16 protein-coding genes, 4 tRNA genes, 2 rRNA genes, 1 other RNA gene and 1 pseudogene are annotated in these 17,120 nt (G+C 41.7%); 1 reads left to right on the top strand and 23 read right to left on the bottom strand.

Annotated elements, in window-relative coordinates:
- Positions 1 to 22: 22 nt before the first annotated feature.
- The 4 genes from D3P96_RS07205 to ssrA form a co-directional block, all read right to left on the bottom strand.
- Positions 23 to 250, bottom strand: a complete 228-nt coding sequence (locus tag D3P96_RS07205) for a hypothetical protein (protein WP_124943700.1) — start codon at positions 248 to 250, stop codon at positions 23 to 25.
- A gap of 196 nt (positions 251 to 446) precedes the next feature.
- The gene (locus D3P96_RS07210; protein WP_124943701.1) at positions 447 to 905 is read right to left on the bottom strand and encodes a DUF4231 domain-containing protein; all 459 of its coding nucleotides are present in this window, start codon (positions 903 to 905) and stop codon (positions 447 to 449) included.
- A gap of 120 nt (positions 906 to 1,025) precedes the next feature.
- On the bottom strand, positions 1,026 to 1,367 hold the full coding sequence (locus D3P96_RS07215) for an MmcQ/YjbR family DNA-binding protein (RefSeq protein WP_124943702.1): 342 nt from the start codon (positions 1,365 to 1,367) through the stop codon (positions 1,026 to 1,028).
- 62 nt (positions 1,368 to 1,429) lie between these two features.
- Positions 1,430 to 1,792, bottom strand: a transfer-messenger RNA (tmRNA) gene (gene ssrA, locus D3P96_RS07220).
- Positions 1,793 to 1,985: 193 nt separating this feature from the next.
- Here ssrA and D3P96_RS07225 point away from each other — a divergent pair.
- Entirely contained in the window at positions 1,986 to 2,972 is a 987-nt protein-coding gene (locus D3P96_RS07225; protein WP_124943703.1) for a GMP reductase, read from the top strand.
- Between the two features lie 44 nt (positions 2,973 to 3,016).
- Here the strand turns inward: D3P96_RS07225 and D3P96_RS07230 are convergent, their stop codons facing one another.
- From D3P96_RS07230 to D3P96_RS07315, 19 genes and pseudogenes are all read right to left on the bottom strand, one after another.
- Positions 3,017 to 3,466, bottom strand: coding sequence for a hypothetical protein (locus D3P96_RS07230; protein ID WP_124943704.1), 450 nt, complete (start codon positions 3,464 to 3,466; stop codon positions 3,017 to 3,019).
- A gap of 339 nt (positions 3,467 to 3,805) precedes the next feature.
- Positions 3,806 to 4,048: a hypothetical protein gene (locus tag D3P96_RS07235; RefSeq protein WP_124943705.1), complete on the bottom strand. Its 243-nt coding sequence runs from the start codon at positions 4,046 to 4,048 to the stop codon at positions 3,806 to 3,808.
- A gap of 10 nt (positions 4,049 to 4,058) precedes the next feature.
- On the bottom strand, positions 4,059 to 4,280 hold the full coding sequence (locus D3P96_RS07240) for a hypothetical protein (protein WP_124943706.1): 222 nt from the start codon (positions 4,278 to 4,280) through the stop codon (positions 4,059 to 4,061).
- Positions 4,281 to 4,394: 114 nt separating this feature from the next.
- Complete coding sequence (rny, locus tag D3P96_RS07245) at positions 4,395 to 5,957, bottom strand: ribonuclease Y (RefSeq protein ID WP_124943707.1); 1,563 nt, start codon at positions 5,955 to 5,957, stop codon at positions 4,395 to 4,397.
- Positions 5,958 to 6,116: 159 nt separating this feature from the next.
- A complete protein-coding gene (locus tag D3P96_RS07250; RefSeq protein ID WP_124943708.1) occupies positions 6,117 to 7,697 on the bottom strand; it encodes a hypothetical protein in 1,581 nt (526 codons plus the stop codon).
- 70 nt (positions 7,698 to 7,767) lie between these two features.
- Positions 7,768 to 7,857 (bottom strand) — tRNA-Ser (locus D3P96_RS07255).
- Between the two features lie 5 nt (positions 7,858 to 7,862).
- Positions 7,863 to 7,936, bottom strand: a tRNA-Met gene (locus D3P96_RS07260).
- A 12-nt stretch (positions 7,937 to 7,948) separates the two neighbouring features.
- A tRNA-Ser gene (locus D3P96_RS07265) sits at positions 7,949 to 8,038 on the bottom strand.
- Positions 8,039 to 8,186: 148 nt separating this feature from the next.
- Complete coding sequence (locus tag D3P96_RS07270) at positions 8,187 to 10,325, bottom strand: copper-translocating P-type ATPase (protein WP_280524492.1); 2,139 nt, start codon at positions 10,323 to 10,325, stop codon at positions 8,187 to 8,189.
- Between the two features lie 48 nt (positions 10,326 to 10,373).
- Positions 10,374 to 10,541 (bottom strand): hypothetical protein, encoded by a 168-nt coding sequence (locus D3P96_RS08385; RefSeq protein WP_185696123.1) that lies wholly within the window; start codon positions 10,539 to 10,541, stop codon positions 10,374 to 10,376.
- Positions 10,542 to 10,637: 96 nt separating this feature from the next.
- Positions 10,638 to 10,722, bottom strand: a tRNA-Leu gene (locus tag D3P96_RS07275).
- Between the two features lie 86 nt (positions 10,723 to 10,808).
- Positions 10,809 to 11,162, bottom strand: a complete 354-nt coding sequence (locus D3P96_RS07280) for a YtxH domain-containing protein (protein WP_124943709.1) — start codon at positions 11,160 to 11,162, stop codon at positions 10,809 to 10,811.
- Between the two features lie 66 nt (positions 11,163 to 11,228).
- Positions 11,229 to 13,376: pseudogene (locus D3P96_RS07285) on the bottom strand (Tex family protein).
- A 17-nt stretch (positions 13,377 to 13,393) separates the two neighbouring features.
- Positions 13,394 to 13,834: a hypothetical protein gene (locus D3P96_RS07290; RefSeq protein ID WP_124943710.1), complete on the bottom strand. Its 441-nt coding sequence runs from the start codon at positions 13,832 to 13,834 to the stop codon at positions 13,394 to 13,396.
- Between the two features lie 125 nt (positions 13,835 to 13,959).
- On the bottom strand, positions 13,960 to 14,517 hold the full coding sequence (gene hpf / locus D3P96_RS07295) for a ribosome hibernation-promoting factor, HPF/YfiA family (protein WP_124943711.1): 558 nt from the start codon (positions 14,515 to 14,517) through the stop codon (positions 13,960 to 13,962).
- 110 nt (positions 14,518 to 14,627) lie between these two features.
- A complete protein-coding gene (locus tag D3P96_RS07300) occupies positions 14,628 to 15,317 on the bottom strand; it encodes a ComF family protein (protein WP_124943712.1) in 690 nt (229 codons plus the stop codon).
- Positions 15,289 to 16,551, bottom strand: a complete 1,263-nt coding sequence (locus D3P96_RS07305; RefSeq protein WP_124943713.1) for a helicase-related protein — start codon at positions 16,549 to 16,551, stop codon at positions 15,289 to 15,291. The genes D3P96_RS07300 and D3P96_RS07305 overlap by 29 nt, the downstream gene beginning before the upstream one ends.
- Positions 16,552 to 16,636: 85 nt before the next feature.
- Positions 16,637 to 16,753 (bottom strand): 5S ribosomal RNA (gene rrf, locus D3P96_RS07310).
- A 96-nt stretch (positions 16,754 to 16,849) separates the two neighbouring features.
- Positions 16,850 to 17,120 (bottom strand): 23S ribosomal RNA (locus D3P96_RS07315); the annotation flags it as partial.

The following is a 17,120-nucleotide window of genomic DNA, read 5'->3' on the forward strand; positions in this document are numbered from 1 at the left end:
CATCAGATCCATTCACTTTACTTTATTGGCTTGTTGGACGCCAAGTAACTTTATTATGTTTATCAATCTCAATCACTAAACCTTGATCATTTTGATTTAATAAATACGTAATCGCTTGTCGGTCTGCTTTGCTGGTAAAGGTATCAGCGGCCAATGTGACTTCATTGAGATATTGCCCGTACTGTTCACGGATTAATTCCATGACCAAACCCGCTTTTTCAATTTGTGTTTGTGTCGTCTTAATTGTCATTGCCTTTACCTCACCCTTCGCTTAATGAATTTGTTTGTTGCCACACACGTGCCCGTCCTAAATACTATTTTATTTCGCACACGTTAAGTGAAGCTAAAACAATTCATCTGCCCCGTTTGGTCACGTGCGTCCGCCACTAATAAAAAATGATTATTCAAAGCCCGAGCCTTGAACAATCATCTTGGTATCCCCACGATTAGTTGTCAATGTTTGACATTTCGTCGTCCAAAGCACCCGCCAAGTTAGCAATAAACTTGCGCACGTTTTCTTCTTCATGGTCTGAATCATAGGGATCATTATTTGAAGAAAGCAACAATGACTCCTTATTGATGAATAAGATTGTTTGCTTAATATCGCTCATCTTATTTGACAAGTCGTAGAATGAGTCTACCCCTTGAATAATACTTAGTAAAGCTCCAGCAAGTGAGACAAAGATAAGTAACTTGATATTGTGTGATGACATTGAGACCAACACAGGAATTGAAGATGACAAGATAATACGTGTTAAGTTACTGATTGAAGAGTACCGGTGGTACTTCTTTAATGTCTTTTCGAGACCATTTGTGGTCGCCTCGGCACGTTCAATAATTTCTTGTTGTGATGGCATTGTGCCAGTTGCTGCCTCAGTTGTTACTTCATTGGTTGCTTCACTCATGTTTCCCTACCCCTTTTTCTTTATGATATCAATTCAATTGAAATCAATTTTTATTATTATAAAAAATAATACCATAGGTGACCGGCAGATGAAAACTATAAGTTCCGGTGCTGAGGCACTTTACTCCGTCAAGGTGGCACTTTCTTTAATCATATTAACTAACTCACCTTCGCTTAAATCCGTCGCATTCACGTGGACGGTATTCCAATGCGCTTTATTCATATGAAAGCCCGGTTCGACGCCTCGAATCAAACGCATTTGTTGCCCATGTTCGATGGTTAGCTTAAGATCGATTAACAGCTCAGCATCCTTCTCAAAAACCATGGCAATGATTTTATCGTTGCTGTGATGCTTAATTACATGCCAGACAATTTTTTCATGCCGGGTAGGTTTATTAAATGGGAAGCATTCATAACCATCCGTGTTTGCGACCACTAAATCCACTAATTGTGTTAATTGCATTTTGCTCACCACCCCTTTCTTTTTTTAAATAAAAAGCCGACCTTTTTCAAAGTCGGCTTTAACAATGGAGTCGAGGGGATTCGAACCCCTGTCCTACTATCTCGCTACTAATACCTCTACGCTCATAGTCATGCATTTTAAATTTCACAAGTTGCACGCCGCATCACAAAGCGATCAACTTGCTAGATTGATTATCCTCTTCTGTACATCCCCAATCGTAGAACATACAGCGCAGATTACTAAATTATTAAACCGTTAACATATCGGCAATCACAATGTGCAACGATCACGCGTGCTGTTTTTTAGGCAGCGACGGCGTAGTTATTTGAATTGTTTGCAGTTAATTCAACTGAGTGGTTTATAGGGACACAACCCCTAAGCGCCATACTAGCTCGAACAATACTAGTCGATTCCAAAACGACCCCGTAAATATTAGCTATCTTTCTATTATAACAGAACCAATGTAGATATTAAATTGTAAAACGTTTTAAACAAAAATTCGTTTTAATTCMAAAAAAACATTTGTTTTTTAAATATAGTTCGTTTATAATCAATTCTTGGTGGTTTAAATCACCTTCTAAAATACAAAACACGAACATTAAACGAGGTGTGGACATTATGCCAGAGTCAAACGTATTCGATTACGAAGATATTCAACTTATTCCAAAAAAGTGTGTGATTAAGAGCCGTAACGAGGCTGACACGACGATTCAATTTGGTGATCGTACTTTCAAGTTACCCGTTGTGCCTGCTAACATGCAGACTGTGATTAATGAGAAGTTGGCCATTGAACTTGGTCAAGCCAGTTACTTCTATGTGATGCACCGTTTCGAACCAGAATCTCGTGCCCAATTTATTGCAGATGCCCATGCGGCTGGTACTTTTGCCTCAATCTCAGTTGGGGTTAAAGACGAAGAGCATGCTTTCATTGATCAACTCGCTGCTGATAACAACGTTCCCGAATACGTGACCATCGATATCGCGCATGGTTACAGCGATACGGTTATTGACATGATTAAGTACCTCAAAAACAAGTTGCCAGAGTCATTCGTGATTGCCGGTAACGTCGCTACGCCTGATGCTGTTACAGCGTTAGAAGACGCTGGTGCTGACGCAACCAAGGTTGGGGTCGGTCCTGGAATGGCTTGCATTACGAAGTTGAAGACTGGTTTTGGTACTGGTGGTTGGCAATTAGCCGCCATCCAACAATGTGCTGCTGTCGCCAAGAAGCCAATCGTCGCTGACGGTGGCATCCGTTACAATGGTGACATTGCCAAGTCAATTGCCTTTGGGGCTAGCATGGTCATGATCGGTTCAATGTTTGCCGGTCACGAAGAGGGTCCGGGTGAAGTACTTGAAATGGACGGCGCCAAGTACAAGACTTACTTTGGTTCAGCTTCACAATTCCAAAAGGGTGAGTACCGCAACGTCGAAGGTAAGAAGCTTTTCGTCCCATTGCGCGGTAGCATCTATGACACCTTACGTGAAATGCAAGAAGATTTACAATCAGCCATTTCATATGCCGGTGGTCGTGAATTACATGACCTAACGAAGGTTGACTCAGTCATCGTTCGTAACACTATCACAAACGGTGATAATCGATAATCATAAACGAAAGCGGATTAGGCATTGTACCTAATCCGCTTTTCTTATTTAATGTGCTGAGCGATTTCGTTTAGTCGGCGCCGTAAAGTCTTGCGGTGCATACTTAATAACTGACTTCGCTCGCGCAGCGTTAGATCTGGAAAATCTAACACGTTTTGATAAATGGCTTGGAGCTGGTATGGCATCTTGGCTTTTAACGTGCGCCAAACCTCCATATAACAATCTGAATACGTGGCCTCGTCTATGACAGCTGATGGTTCATAGTGGGCCTGATGCTGCCATTCCTTTCGTTGGAGGTCCCGTAACCGCCATAATAATAAACGAAACAATTGTTTATTCGCTTTCGGTGCCAGATCCTGTTGTTTTTGCAATTGTTCCCAAATAATCAGTAACAGTTCTTGAAAATAATCATCGTATTGGTTATCCGCACGCGTTAAGCCACTTGCCTTTAACACGCCCCCAACTATACGATTAAATTCATGTAATTCTGTCATTGCTTCAACCCCATTTTATTTAATCAGATTCGCTTATGCTTCTAGCACATATTGGCGTAATCCAAATTGCATTCAGGTGATGTTCTTCAGCATGTTCCTGCGCACAAATGGGGCAGTTCGTCGCATCATAAAATGACGGACTGATTGATACCTTTACACCAATTGTGCTCGGCATAAGTCAATCTCTGTTTATTTATATCCACAAAAAAAGACCCCCAGCGCGAATGGGAGCCTTTTCTTTCAAACATGCAGATGTCTCAAATATTTTTTTATAATTAACTCTACAACATTTTGAATAGTTCTATTATAGCTTATTTTTAGTGAAAAAACCAAAGAATGTTAGAGCTCAATTAAAACCCGCTCACTCAATTGCGTTGAAGCATAGGCTGCTTCAACTCGTTTTACTTTCGGCCAAAGGACGTGCCCTTTGGCATCAGTCAGCCACTTGCAGTTCACTAACGCCTTTAAAGCTTCTTTCAACGTTTCCGGTGTTAACTGGTCATCAGCATGATTTAGCTTCCACGTGAATTTCTTATCACCATGTTCTGTATCAAGAATAAAATGAATATTTAATTGCTTCATGGGTTCCCTCCTATTTCACCAAGGTTTGCTTCGTCATCACAATGCGATGGACAAAATTCTCACGGCCAAGCTTCTCAAAAATTCGTCCTAAGGCAATCAAGTCTGCAAACGACGTGTTTGGTAAAGCGTAAATGTTACGTGTAATCGGATCACTCACTTCTTCATCGTGTACCGTCGTGGGCGACCCAATATATTGCACTCGCATCACCGGGGCTAATTGCTTCAACTTCATAACTCTTTCCTCCGTTAAATGTCATGTTGTACGCGTACATGCTCATAAACGAAATTAATTCATGAAAGGGGACAAAAAAACAGACATTCAAGTTGAATGTCTGTTTTTAAAAGTTTATTTAGCGTATTCGACAGCCCGTGATTCACGGATAACTGTAACTTTAATATGCCCTGGATAATCCAAATCTTTTTCAATTTCTTGTGCAATGTCGTGTGACAAGACAGTTGCTTCCAAATCGGAAATAACTGCTGGTTCAACGATAACACGCACTTCACGTCCAGCTTGAATGGCAAATGACTTCTCAACACCACTAAAGCTATTCGCAATTGTTTCTAATTGCTTCAAACGTTGTACATAATTTTCAAGAGACTCAGAACGTGCTCCGGGACGTGCAGCTGAGATTGAATCTGCAGCTGCGACAAGTTCAGCAATCACGCTTTCAGGTTCAACATCCCCGTGGTGAGATGCAATGGCATTTATCACCTCTGGACGTTCGTGGTACTTGGTTGCAATTTCAACACCCAATTCCACGTGTGAACCATCAACGTCATGATCAACGGCCTTACCAATATCGTGTAGTAACCCTGCGCGCTTGGCAAGCGTAATATCTTCACCTAACTCAGCCGCCAACAGACCAGTTAGTTTTGCAACTTCGATTGAATGGACAAGAACATTTTGACCGTAACTCGTACGATAATTTAAGCGACCAACTGTTTTGACTAAGTCTGGATGCATGTTGTGAATACCAAGGTCAAAGACTGCTTGTTCCCCGACTTCACGAATATGTTCATCCATTTCCTTACGTGACTTTTCAACCATCTCTTCAATGCGAGCTGGATGAATACGTCCGTCAGCAATTAACTTTTCCAAAGCATTCTTGGCGATTTCACGACGAATTGGATCATATCCACTCAATACAACTGCTTCCGGTGTATCATCAATAATCACATCGATTCCAGTTGTTGTTTCAAGTGCACGGATATTGCGACCTTCACGTCCAATAATCCGACCCTTCATATCATCATTAGGTAAGTTAACAACAGACACTGTTGATTCAGCAACCATATCGGCAGCTGAACGTTGAATTGCATCAACAACCAAGTTCTTGGCGTGCTTTTCAGCTTCAGCAGATGCCTGTGTATCACTTTCCTTAATCATCCGAGCGCGTTCAGAAGCCAAATCATCCTTAGTTTCAGCTAAGATTTGATTTCGAGCATCCTCACGTGAAAGTTCTGCAACTTCCACTAATTTATCTTCACGCGCATCAAGTAACGCATCCGCCCGTTGCATCTTATCATTGACGCTCTGGCGTTGCTGGTCTAGTTTCTTTTCCTTCTCTGCGATAACTTCTTCTCGTTTTTGAAGAGAAGCATCTTTCCGATCCAATACAGATTCACGACTTACCAATCGATCTTCTTGACTCTTCACTTCAGAACGACGTTCTTGAAGGTCCTTTTCAATACGATCTTGGTAACGTTGGCTTTCATCACGAGCTTCAACTAAAGCAGATTTCTTTGCTTGTTCTGCCTCAACCTCAGCTTGATGCGTAATATCTGTTGCATTTTGGCGTGCATCCGAAAGCTTCTGATTAATTTGCTTATCAGCGTACTTATATCCGAATACACCACCAATTACGATTGCGACAAGCGACACAAGAATTATCAAAATGATTTCCATCTTATATCTCCCGTCTATTTCACAGGAAGTCCTGATCATAGTTTAATCTGTGCTTGCGCACTACTTTATTTTAGACTTTTCCACAGTCTCTGTCAATGAATGTGACACGGTATCAGCAATAAAAAAGCCCAATTTCTGAACAGAAATTAGACCTTTTGCTTATTTTAATTTTATCCGTAAACGGAGTCCAAATGTCACCACACTTCGGACTAAGACAGCCACAATCGGGACCATCAAAATGACTGAATTAGAGACATTCAATAAAATCTCTAGGCCTGCCGCTAGCACAATCAACGTGATGAGCACAAATTGCCAAATCGTCAACGTACTATGGTCGATTTTATTCAAGCGACGCGCTGCCTGCCAAATCACCTTCACATCAACTAACTTACTAATCACAAAGTCGGTTTTGGCTTCCTCATCAATGAAACTAATCACCACATCAGCGGGCATATCTACCGGAATGCGTTGATTGGTAATCAATGCAGTCGGTTGTGTTTCCGCCCATTCCCGTTGCTTATTTTGCTTGCGATCTGGCGACAATGAGGCTTGGCTATCCGTTAAGCTACGCATGGCCTCTTGGACCCGCATAAGTGATCCTTGTGTGTCCGAACTTGCGATATGCGTTATGATCTTTTGATCCACAAAGAAGTCATCCACATCAATCAGCGAACGAATCAAAGGTGCGCCAAAGGCAACAGCGCCAATCGCATGGCTTCCTTTAACCAGCACACTCACTGAATTTCCCAGGTCAATCGTATCTTTCAACCATTGACGGTGATAGACATAATTATTTTGCAAGGCATTTGTGGCAGAAACCAACATATACGTTTCATCCTGAATCGTTCCTTGTAAACCGACTAGTGGCAACACTTCCACGTTCTCTGCTTGGACTGGGTAGACGCCTTGATTATGACTATAGGTCACCAAAGCTTCGGCGTAGAGCCCACCAACTTCTTGCTCGAGTCCTGCCATAATCGCTAAAACATCTTGCGCACTAAAATTGTCATCAATACTATCCACATTGTAAACGGTGAGTTGCCGGCTGGTAAGCACACCTGTTTTTTCAACGACCGCTTGCTTGATGTCTTTAATTTGATCCAAAGCAGCTGGATTATAAATTTTGACATGGCTATCCGTTAGCTCATCAATTGCTTCACGACGTGCTTGTGAGGCAAAGATAAGGGGCCAGCGTGGATCAATCACTAACATCGAAGCAGTTGCCACGGCGAGACCAATTTGCCAATCCCAGGTGAGTCCAAAGAACAGCAAACCATATACCGCAAAAATCACACTCAACCAAGATAATCGGCGCGCAGATTGCATCATCGCATTTGAAACTGGTGCCAAATTTTCAACGCGTTGCGTCCAACTCAACGTCAGCATAAGCAACCCAATCCCAAACATCGTGATTGGTAACGTCACGGTTTTCAGAGCCGTCACATGCATCGGGTTGAGATACATCCACAACGTTAAAATAAACCAGGCGCTCTGACCTAGGATAGCCACCCATAGGCTTGAAAAGCCACGCTCTTTTTGGAAGCGCCACGCTTGCCACCCCATTTGTACATCAGCAACAACAAGCAACACCCCGGCAACCAGGATTAATATCAAAAATAGACTTGGTTGATTGAAATCAACGGCTACGTCCCAGCCCCAAAAGACAGGCATCGTTAATCCGGCCATCACTGCCAATCCAAACGCAAACACTGCAAACCAACGATAATGGATTTGTCGCATTGTTGTACCTCATTTCTAAAATAGTAAAAAAATAACCATACCCCACGGACGCAGGATATGGTTATCAGCAAGGAGAATGTGGGATTCGAACCCACGCGCCGATTTCTCGACCTGACGGTTTTCAAGACCGTTCCCTTCAGCCAGACTTGGGTAATTCTCCATAAATTGCGGGTGTAGGATTTGAACCTACGACCTTCGGGTTATGGGCCCGACGAGCTACCAGACTGCTCCAACCCGCGATAATAGTAAAAAGGAGGATGTGGGATTCGAACCCACGCGCCGGTTTCCCGACCTGACGGTTTTCAAGACCGTTCCCTTCAGCCAGACTTGGGTAATCCTCCGTAACAAATCATTATATTACACGAGATTTGTATTTCTGTCAACTCATTTATTGGGTAAATTTCTGCGTCTAAGATTATTTTAGCATTTTCGTAGCTTAAAAAAAAGAGAACTATCATCATGATAGTTCTCAGTTCTCAAATGGTCTCATTATTTAATTCTTAACGTCATGGCATTAATCGCCACAATAATTGTTGAAAGCGACATCAAAATCGCTCCCATCATGGGATCGAGCTTGAAGCCCCATGGAATCAACACACCCGCTGCTAGAGGCAAAGCAATAATATTATAGCCCGCTCCCCACCAGAGGTTTTCGATCATCTTACGACGCGTGTTCTTTGCCAACTTGATCAAATCAATAATATCGGTTGGGTTTGAATTCACCAGGATTACATCAGCGGCACTAATTGCCACATCCGTTCCTGCACCGATGGCAACACCAATTGTGGCTTGCGCCAAGGCAGGTGAATCATTAACACCGTCTCCGACCATCATGACGCCAGCTTCTTTTTGATACTTGGTCACGTAATGAATTTTATCATTTGGCTTCAACTCAGCATGCACCCGATCAATGCCAATCACCTTGGCGACCTTTTCGGCTGCTTGTTGATTATCACCCGTTAGCATCACGGGTGTATATCCCATCTGCTTCAAAGTCTTAATGAAGTCAGCTGTTCCAGCCTTCACTGCATCCCCTTCAGCAATCATAGCGACTGCCTTTTGGTCAATCAACAGGAAGCTGACACTATAGCCGGCGTTGGTTTGGTCGAGGTAAGCGGCCTGATCCACTTGAATGCCTTGGGCATCCAAGTAGTTGCGATTGACCACTGCCATTGCCTGCCCACCAATTGACCCTGTAACACCTGTACCAGGTATATTTTTAAAATTTTGAACAGTAGGTAAATCTGTCTTACCCGTTGCTTCGACAATTCCTGTGGCCAATGGGTGCGTGCTCCCTTGTTCAAGAGCGGCCGCGTACTTTAAGACATCATCCTTCGTATAGACTTGGTCAATGACCGTCACGGCCTGGACCTTAAAGCGACCTTCCGTCAACGTTCCGGTCTTATCCATCATGACGTATTTCACATCATTAATTGATTCAAGCGCGTTTCGGTTTTGAATCAACAAGCCATGTTTCGCAGCTAAGCCGGTCATCCGTGAAGCCACCAACGGAATCGCCAAACCAAGAGCGTGCGGACAAGCCGTAATCAAAACGGTCACAACAATTGGAAGCGCATATGAGAAGCCACGCGTCCAAGTCCAATAAATCGCGGCAACAATGGCAATCCCGGTTGCGGCATAAAACAACCAACCAGCAACCTTATCGGCTAAGTTTTCCGTATTGGACTTATTGTTTTGGGCATTTGCGACTAACTTTTGAACTTGTGCCAAAAATCCGCCGTCATCCCCTTGGGTAACTTTCATCGTAAAGGACTGGTTTTGGTTTTGTGAGCCACCAACCACCTTGTTACCTTGTTTCTTATGCACTCCCGCAGATTCACCGGTCAAGAGTGATTCGTCCAAAATTGGTGTACCTGAGACGATTTGACCATCAGCTGGCACTCGCTCATTTTCTTTAACAAGGACCACATCATCGACCTTCAAGTCTTCGACGTTAACATCTGTCGTTTCGCCTGACTTTGTCTCAAGGTGCGCTTTTTTAGGCACTAATTTAGCCAAACTATCAACAGCTGATCCCGCCTTCATCACCGTATTCATTTCGATGATATGACCGATTAGCATAATATCAATCAAAGAAGCCAATTCCCAGAAAAAGTCCATCACATGCATACTTGGATGCAATGCATTCATGACTGTGGCGTAAACACTGTAAAAGTAAGCCACACTAATTCCCAAAGTAATCAATGTCATCATGGCTGGCTTCTTTTCAGCAAGTTCACCTTTAGCCCCGCTGAAGAATGGCGAACCACCATAGAAAAATAGGATGGTTCCCAAAATCAGCACGAGCCAATTTTGACCTGGCACGCCAGTCACCGTAAACGGCATCTTCATCCCCATCATCGGAGAGAAAATAAGGATTGGCACTGTCAAGATCAATGATACCCAGAGCTTACGTTTCATATTCCCCATGTGCATCATATGACCACCTGGCATCATCATGTCACCGTGGCTCATATCCATACCCGACATATCGTGCTTCATGTCCATGCCGGACATATCGTGATTGTCGTGTTTCATGTTCATGCCGGACATATCATGGTCATCGTGCTTCATATCCATGCCGGACATGTCGTTTTGCTTCATATCTTCTTCATTTGTATGTTTCATCGTTTACCCGCTTTCATGATTTACTAGCAACATTTCTCAAGAGCGACGTCACGGAGGTTTATCAGGAGAAACGGACTCATCGTTTTCTGAAGCACTATCATCTTCCTGATCAGTTGCTATGAATATTTTCATAACCGTGTTTACCTGCTGCAAATCCGTCGTATCATTGGCTGGTCGTTCACAACATCCACAGCCACACTGTTGCATCTCAATCATCCGATTTCTCCTTCCTAAAAAACTATTAATTATATATTAACACATTCTTTTTTATAAAAAAAAAGCCATTCCAGATTGGAACAGCTTTTTTTATGATGCGGTCGGCGGGAATCGAACCCGCACGGTATTACCTACCACAGGATCCTTAATCCTGCGCGTCTACCAATTCCGCCACGACCGCAACTTCATGTTGAAACTCAACATGAAATATCATAGCAAAAATAGCGTGTTGACGCAAGGCATCACCGTTAATTTCCCAAGGAAAACTTACTTCTCAGGTGTCAAAACTTCAACAACGACTGACTTCTTCTTTGTATCATCAGATGGTGCTTCAGGGAAGTCCACAACGATATCCTTGTTTGGTGTAACTTCAGCTTGCTTCTTATCTACTTTATTGGCAACTTGCTTACCAAGATCTGAGGCCTTCTTTGATACAGTGCTTGCAGTATCAGAAACCGTGTCTTTAACTGTTGAAGCGGTATCCTTAGCCTTTGTCTTAAGTTCTTCAGGTGTTTCTGGGCGACCTAAGTATTCGCCACCTTCTTGCAATTTTGTACCAGCCCAGTTAATGATGTCACCAGTTCCTGTTACAATCTTTCCAAAACCTTCAAATAATGTCATGGTCCTACCACCTTTCGTCTCTCTACTTTTCTATTATTATAGCATGATATATTTAAAAAAATCTTATTATTCTTGTTTTGCTTTTGGCGCAACCATCGATAATTCAATTCTTTGTCGTTGTTCATCAACCTTAACGACCCACACATCAACGATATCACCAACTGCAACAACTTGATGTGGATCACGTACACGTTTTGTTGATAGACGAGAAATATGCACTAAACCATCTTCGTGGACCCCAATATCAACAAACGCACCAAAGTCAACCACGTTACGAACCGTACCTTGCAACTGCATGCCAACCTTTAAATCTTTCATCGATAAGACATCAGAACGTAAAATTGCTCCAGGTTCTGCATCTCGTAAATCACGTCCAGGATGCTCAAGTGAGGCCACAATATCTTGCAGTGTCGGCAAACCTACTTCATATTCCGCTGCCAATTGACTTAATGGTAATGCATCCAGTGAAACACCCTGAGTTTGCGCCTCTTTTAAGACCGTTTGCGCTAATTTATAGGATTCAGGATGGATATCTGTATTATCTAATGCATTTTTACCATCTGGGATTCGCAAAAATCCGGCTGCTTGCTCAAAAGCTTTGGCACCTAATTTAGGCACTTTCTTTAGAGCAACGCGACTTGCAAATTGTCCATTTTCATCACGATAGTTCACGATATTTTGGGCAATTGTCGTGTTTAATCCAGCGATATGCGTTAACAATTGTGGTGAAGCGGTATTCAAATTCACACCGACCTGATTAACCGCTGTTTCCAAGACAGCATCGACTTGTTGATTCATTTCCTTTTCAGGTAAATCATGTTAATATTGGCCAACTCCAACAGCTTGTGGATCAATTTTAATTAATTCTGCCATCGGATCTTGTAAACGACGTGCAATTGAAATTGCAGAGCGTTGTTCCACTTGTAACTCTGGGAATTCAGCTCGTGCTGCATCACTTGCTGAATAAACTGAAGCTCCGGCCTCGTTTACCACAACATACTTCAACTTCGGCAAATCATTTTTAATGATATCAGCAATGAATTGCTGTGACTCACGACTTGCTGTTCCATTTCCAATGGCAACAATAGCGACGTCATATTTTTTAACCAATGCAATAATGGTCTCACGTGCAGCCTTAGGATCATACTTTGGTGCTTTGTGTGGGTAGATGACTGCCTTCTCTAAAAACTTCCCATTCTCGTCCACAACGGCTAACTTAGAACCTGTTCGAATACCTGGATCAAATCCTAAAACAACGTTACCTTTAAGTGGCGCAGCCATTAACAAATGATACAGATTTTCACCAAAAATATTAATTGCTTCAGCCGATGCAGTTTCAAACAAGTTTTTCTTTGTTTCACGTTCAATGGCTGGTCCAATAAAACGCTTATACGCATCAGTGGCGGCATCCATCAAAACATCAGCAGCTGGTCCTGTTTTTTGTCCAACTAGTCGGAATTTCAAATAACGCGTAATCGCATCCACATCCACATCAATGCCTTGTGATAAGACCCCTTCTTTTTCTCCACGGTGAATCGCTAATTCTTGGTGATTCTGGACCTGTGGAAGTGGTGTACTAAAATCATAATAAAGTTCATAGACTTTTTGCGGATCTTTATCTTGTGCACCACGTTTAATTTTTGATGTTAAACGTCCGTTTTTCTGGGTATAATTTCTGACCCACTCACGCAGCCCAGCATTTTCACCGACCACTTCTGCAAAAATTTCATGCACGCCCGCCAAAACATCGTCCACTGTTTTAATGCCATTTTCGGGATTAATAAATGTTTTAGCTTTTTCTTCAATCCCAGATTGTGGGAAAGTTTGAATAAACTGTGCCATTGGCATCAAGCCAGCTTCTTTAGCCATCGTTGCTTTGGTGCGACGCTTTTGTTTGTATGGCAAGTAGATATCTTCAACGTTTTGCATTGATTCGGAGGCGTTCAATGCTTTTTCAATCGTCGCATTCCATGCTCCTTGCTCACGAATCGCTTTTTCAACCGTTTTCTTACGATCAGCTAAATCATTAAACTTTTTGGCAACCGTTTGAATGTCTCGAATTTGAACTTCATCCAAATTTCCCGTTGCTTCTTTTCGATAACGCGCAATAAATGGAACAGTATTGCCATCATCTAATAATGCCTGAACCGCCTTAACTTTTTTGAGCGGCAGGTCTAGGGCCTGCGAAACTTTTATATCAATTGATTCATTCATATTTTTGCTCTTCTCTACTACATTGCTGACATCATCACGCGACGTAATTGTGTCCCAAACTTTTCAATGAGCTCGTTTTGTTGCTCCTCTGACTTACGGAACGCTTCTAGATCAACCGCTTGCTTATCTACATCAAGCGCATCTGCCATGGCTTGCGTTGCATCAGCATATTCTTGAAATACCTGCGCCAACGCTTTATGCATCCCAATCACCCGAGCTGGCGCTTTAACAGCCACCAAATTAGATGCTGCATCCTGATAAGTGTCTACCGCATCATCAAATGCTGTGGCAATCTCTTGAAAATCAGCCTTACTCATATCAGCCAAATTATCAGCTCGAAGGGCTTCGTCTAGCTTTTCGAAATAAGGTGATGTCTTCTCACCAGTATCTTCAGTAAGTTGGGCAATTTCGCCGACCTTTAATGCGTATTGTTGTGGTGTTGCAAATGATTTTTTCATCTTATTTCCCCTATTTGTTTTATTTATAACCCTATTATACCTTAATCAGCTTAGGGCTTTCTGAATATATCCAGAATAATAAAAAAACATCACCACAAGTGGTAATGTTTACTAACTCGCACCCTTTAGTTATCTGTGTCAAGAAGGGCATACTGTCCATCTTTTCGCTTATAGACAACGGCAGGTAAATCATTTTCTGCATTGATAAAAATGAAGAAATCATGTCCCAGCAATTCCATCTGTAAGACAGCCTCTTCTGGATCCATTGGCTTTAGCTCCACCGTCTTTTTGCGAACAATTGGTAATTCATCAACGTCTTCTGTTACTTCACCATCTTCAGCCAAATCAGGCACATCCAACTGCTTGATACTTTGCTTACGAGTACTTTTTGTTATTTTTGTCTTATACTTTTTAATCTGTCGATCAAGTTTGTCGGTAACTGCATCAATCGCTTCATACAAGTCATCTTCTGTATCTTCTGCTCGAATGACAAAGTCACCAATTTGTACCGTTACTTCAGCTTGAAAGGTATGGTTCGTTTTATGACTACTTAATTTTACGCGAACATCATACTGATCATCAGCATTGAGATACTTCTCTAATCGTGCTAAACGCTTCTTAACATAATCGCTAATAGCTTCAGTTAACTCAAAATTTAAACCACGAATTTGATACTCTACCATATGCTTCTCCTATCTATACCTATAGGTATTGACAACGATCTACAAATCACCCACCTCTTGTTGGGTAGATACATTTTAACACGATTAAATTTACGCGTATAGCTTACATTTTATGCATGCGCTAATGATATCGAACACAGGTTTTGATATCCCGCTTGTCGTAGTATTGAATATACATGTCGGATTGTTGTCCCTGTTGTATAAATATCATCAACAACGCAAATCTTGGCGGTCTTCACGCAAAGCTGGTTAGGATTTAATCTAAATGGATTTTCTGACGAAAGACGTTCGGACCTCGATTTTTCACTTTGACTATTTGATTGGTGGACGCGTTGTAAAAGAGATTGGTAATCATTTCCTAACCAGGCCGTAACTTGATTAAAACCACGTATATTGTATTTAACTTCAGAAAGGGGAATTGGAACAACAACATCGACTCCCAGATTCCGAATTTTCCAACTTAATTCATGTCGAAAAAGTTCAGCCAGATGATAGCCGCCTTGAAATTTATAGTATTTAAAATATTGTTGCATAATATCATTATAGTGATACAAACTGACATGCTTGATTGGTTCACCTACTCTTTCCAACCAGGCCATACAATCAAGGCATTGAACACACCTATCATCTTCTAAAGCTACACCACATTGTTGACATGTTGATCCCGTGATTTTTTTAAATTTTTTTTGACACGCACGACAAACGAGGCATGTTTTAAAAATGAACATTTCCCGTATAATTTCTAGATCCGATAAAGGTTGTTGGCATAAATTACATGTTGTACTTTCGGTTAATGTCATCAATGATTCCTCGAACGCGTTTCAGCTGCATTGTATCTTCCTGACAATAAGCAATAATTTTTCCATCTGGAAAATTAATGTCACGACCACTTCGCCCTGCAATTTGAAGCAGTGTCTCATCTGAATATGCCCCTTCATCTGCTCCCAAAATTATAATTTGTACATCAGCAATCGTCACTCCTCTTTCTAAAATAATCGTTGTACATAATACATCGATTTCTCCGTTTTTTAGTTTCTGAATAAGCGTTTCACGGTCATTCGTTTGCGATGAAATGCATGCAATACGGAGACTTAAATCTAATTTTTTCAAATGTTGCTTTAATGTATCCAAATCGTCAATCATTGGTACAAATATTAGCCAAGGTGCGCTTTTCTGTTTAAATTGATTAACGATGTCGATGGGAAAACACTTATCCCAACAACGCATTACCTTACTTATCTTGATATTAGGTAATTGATATCCATGAAATCTTTGTAATAGATTTTGGACTTGTACTTGGCCTAACCTCATTAAACGCTTTAAATCCTGATTCAAAGTTGCAGTCATATATATCATTACGCTTTGATCACTACGGGCTTGTGCCAGTACGTACCACAATGATTGGTTTCCGCTCAATGGGTAAGCATCTGCTTCGTCAACTATGATTAAGTCAAAGGCATGATAAAACTTATATAACTGGTGAATCGTCGCAAATGTTAGTTGCGTATACGCAAATGTGTCTGTTACTTCACCATGCATCATTGTATAGCTAAGTTTAAAATGAGCCATAATTCGAGGTGCAATTTCCCGAATGACATCAACTCTGGGTGAAACATATGCGATTCGTTTTCGACATTTAATAGCCCATTTGATAGCGGGAAAAAGCATCTCAGTTTTCCCGGCTCCAGTTACCGCATAAAGTAATTGATCCTTATTTTTCTGTATGCCAGTTAATAATGATTGTGCCACACTTGTTTGTAACAACGTTAGGGTTCCCGCCCATGTGTCGTAATCTTCTGATATCATTTCAAAATCATGTGTTTCAGCATAACATTTGAGCCATTTATCTTCGTCTATTCGTCCGTAAGTTGCACAGTTCCAACAGTATCGTTTACCATTTGGCAGTTTCCAATATTGTTTTATTTCTGATAAACATCGTTGACAAATATCATCTACAATTGCTGCATGATAGTGTACATTTTCATCGTTGTAATCTTGTGGTTGTTCAGACACAACCACCATCCGTCCATCCATTCTGATAAGATCACCCTCTTGAATAGACGCGCCTTATTTGAATTTATACACAAAAAAAAGCCGCCAGCACTGGCGACTTCCGTTTGCATTGCGACGTCCTATCCTCGCAGGAAGAGATCCTCCAACTACTTTCGGCGCTATTGAGCTTAACTTCTGTGTTCGGTATGGGAACAGGTGTGACCTCAATGCCATCATCACAACACGGTGTTGATGAGACTTACGTCTCTCAAAACTGAATCATATTATGTATCTTATTTTCATTTCATTAATTGAACCATACACCAACGTTTTGTTCAACTTGGTTAAGTCCTCGAACCATTAGTACTAGTCCGCTCCATGCGTCGCCGCACTTCCACTTCTAGCCTATCTACCTTGTCATCTACAAGGGGTCTTACTTCATAAAGAATGGGAAATCTCATCTCGAGGCGAGTTTCACACTTAGATGCTTTCAGCGTTTATCTCATCCGTACATAGCTACTCAGCGATGCTCCTGGCGGAACAACTGATACACCAGAGGTACGTTCACCCCGGTCCTCTCGTACTAAGGGCAACTCCTCTCAAATTTCCTA

Origin of the sequence: Weissella viridescens, from assembly GCF_003862435.1 — a bacterium.
In the GTDB taxonomy this organism is placed as follows: Bacteria; Bacillota; Bacilli; order Lactobacillales; family Lactobacillaceae; genus Weissella; species Weissella viridescens_A.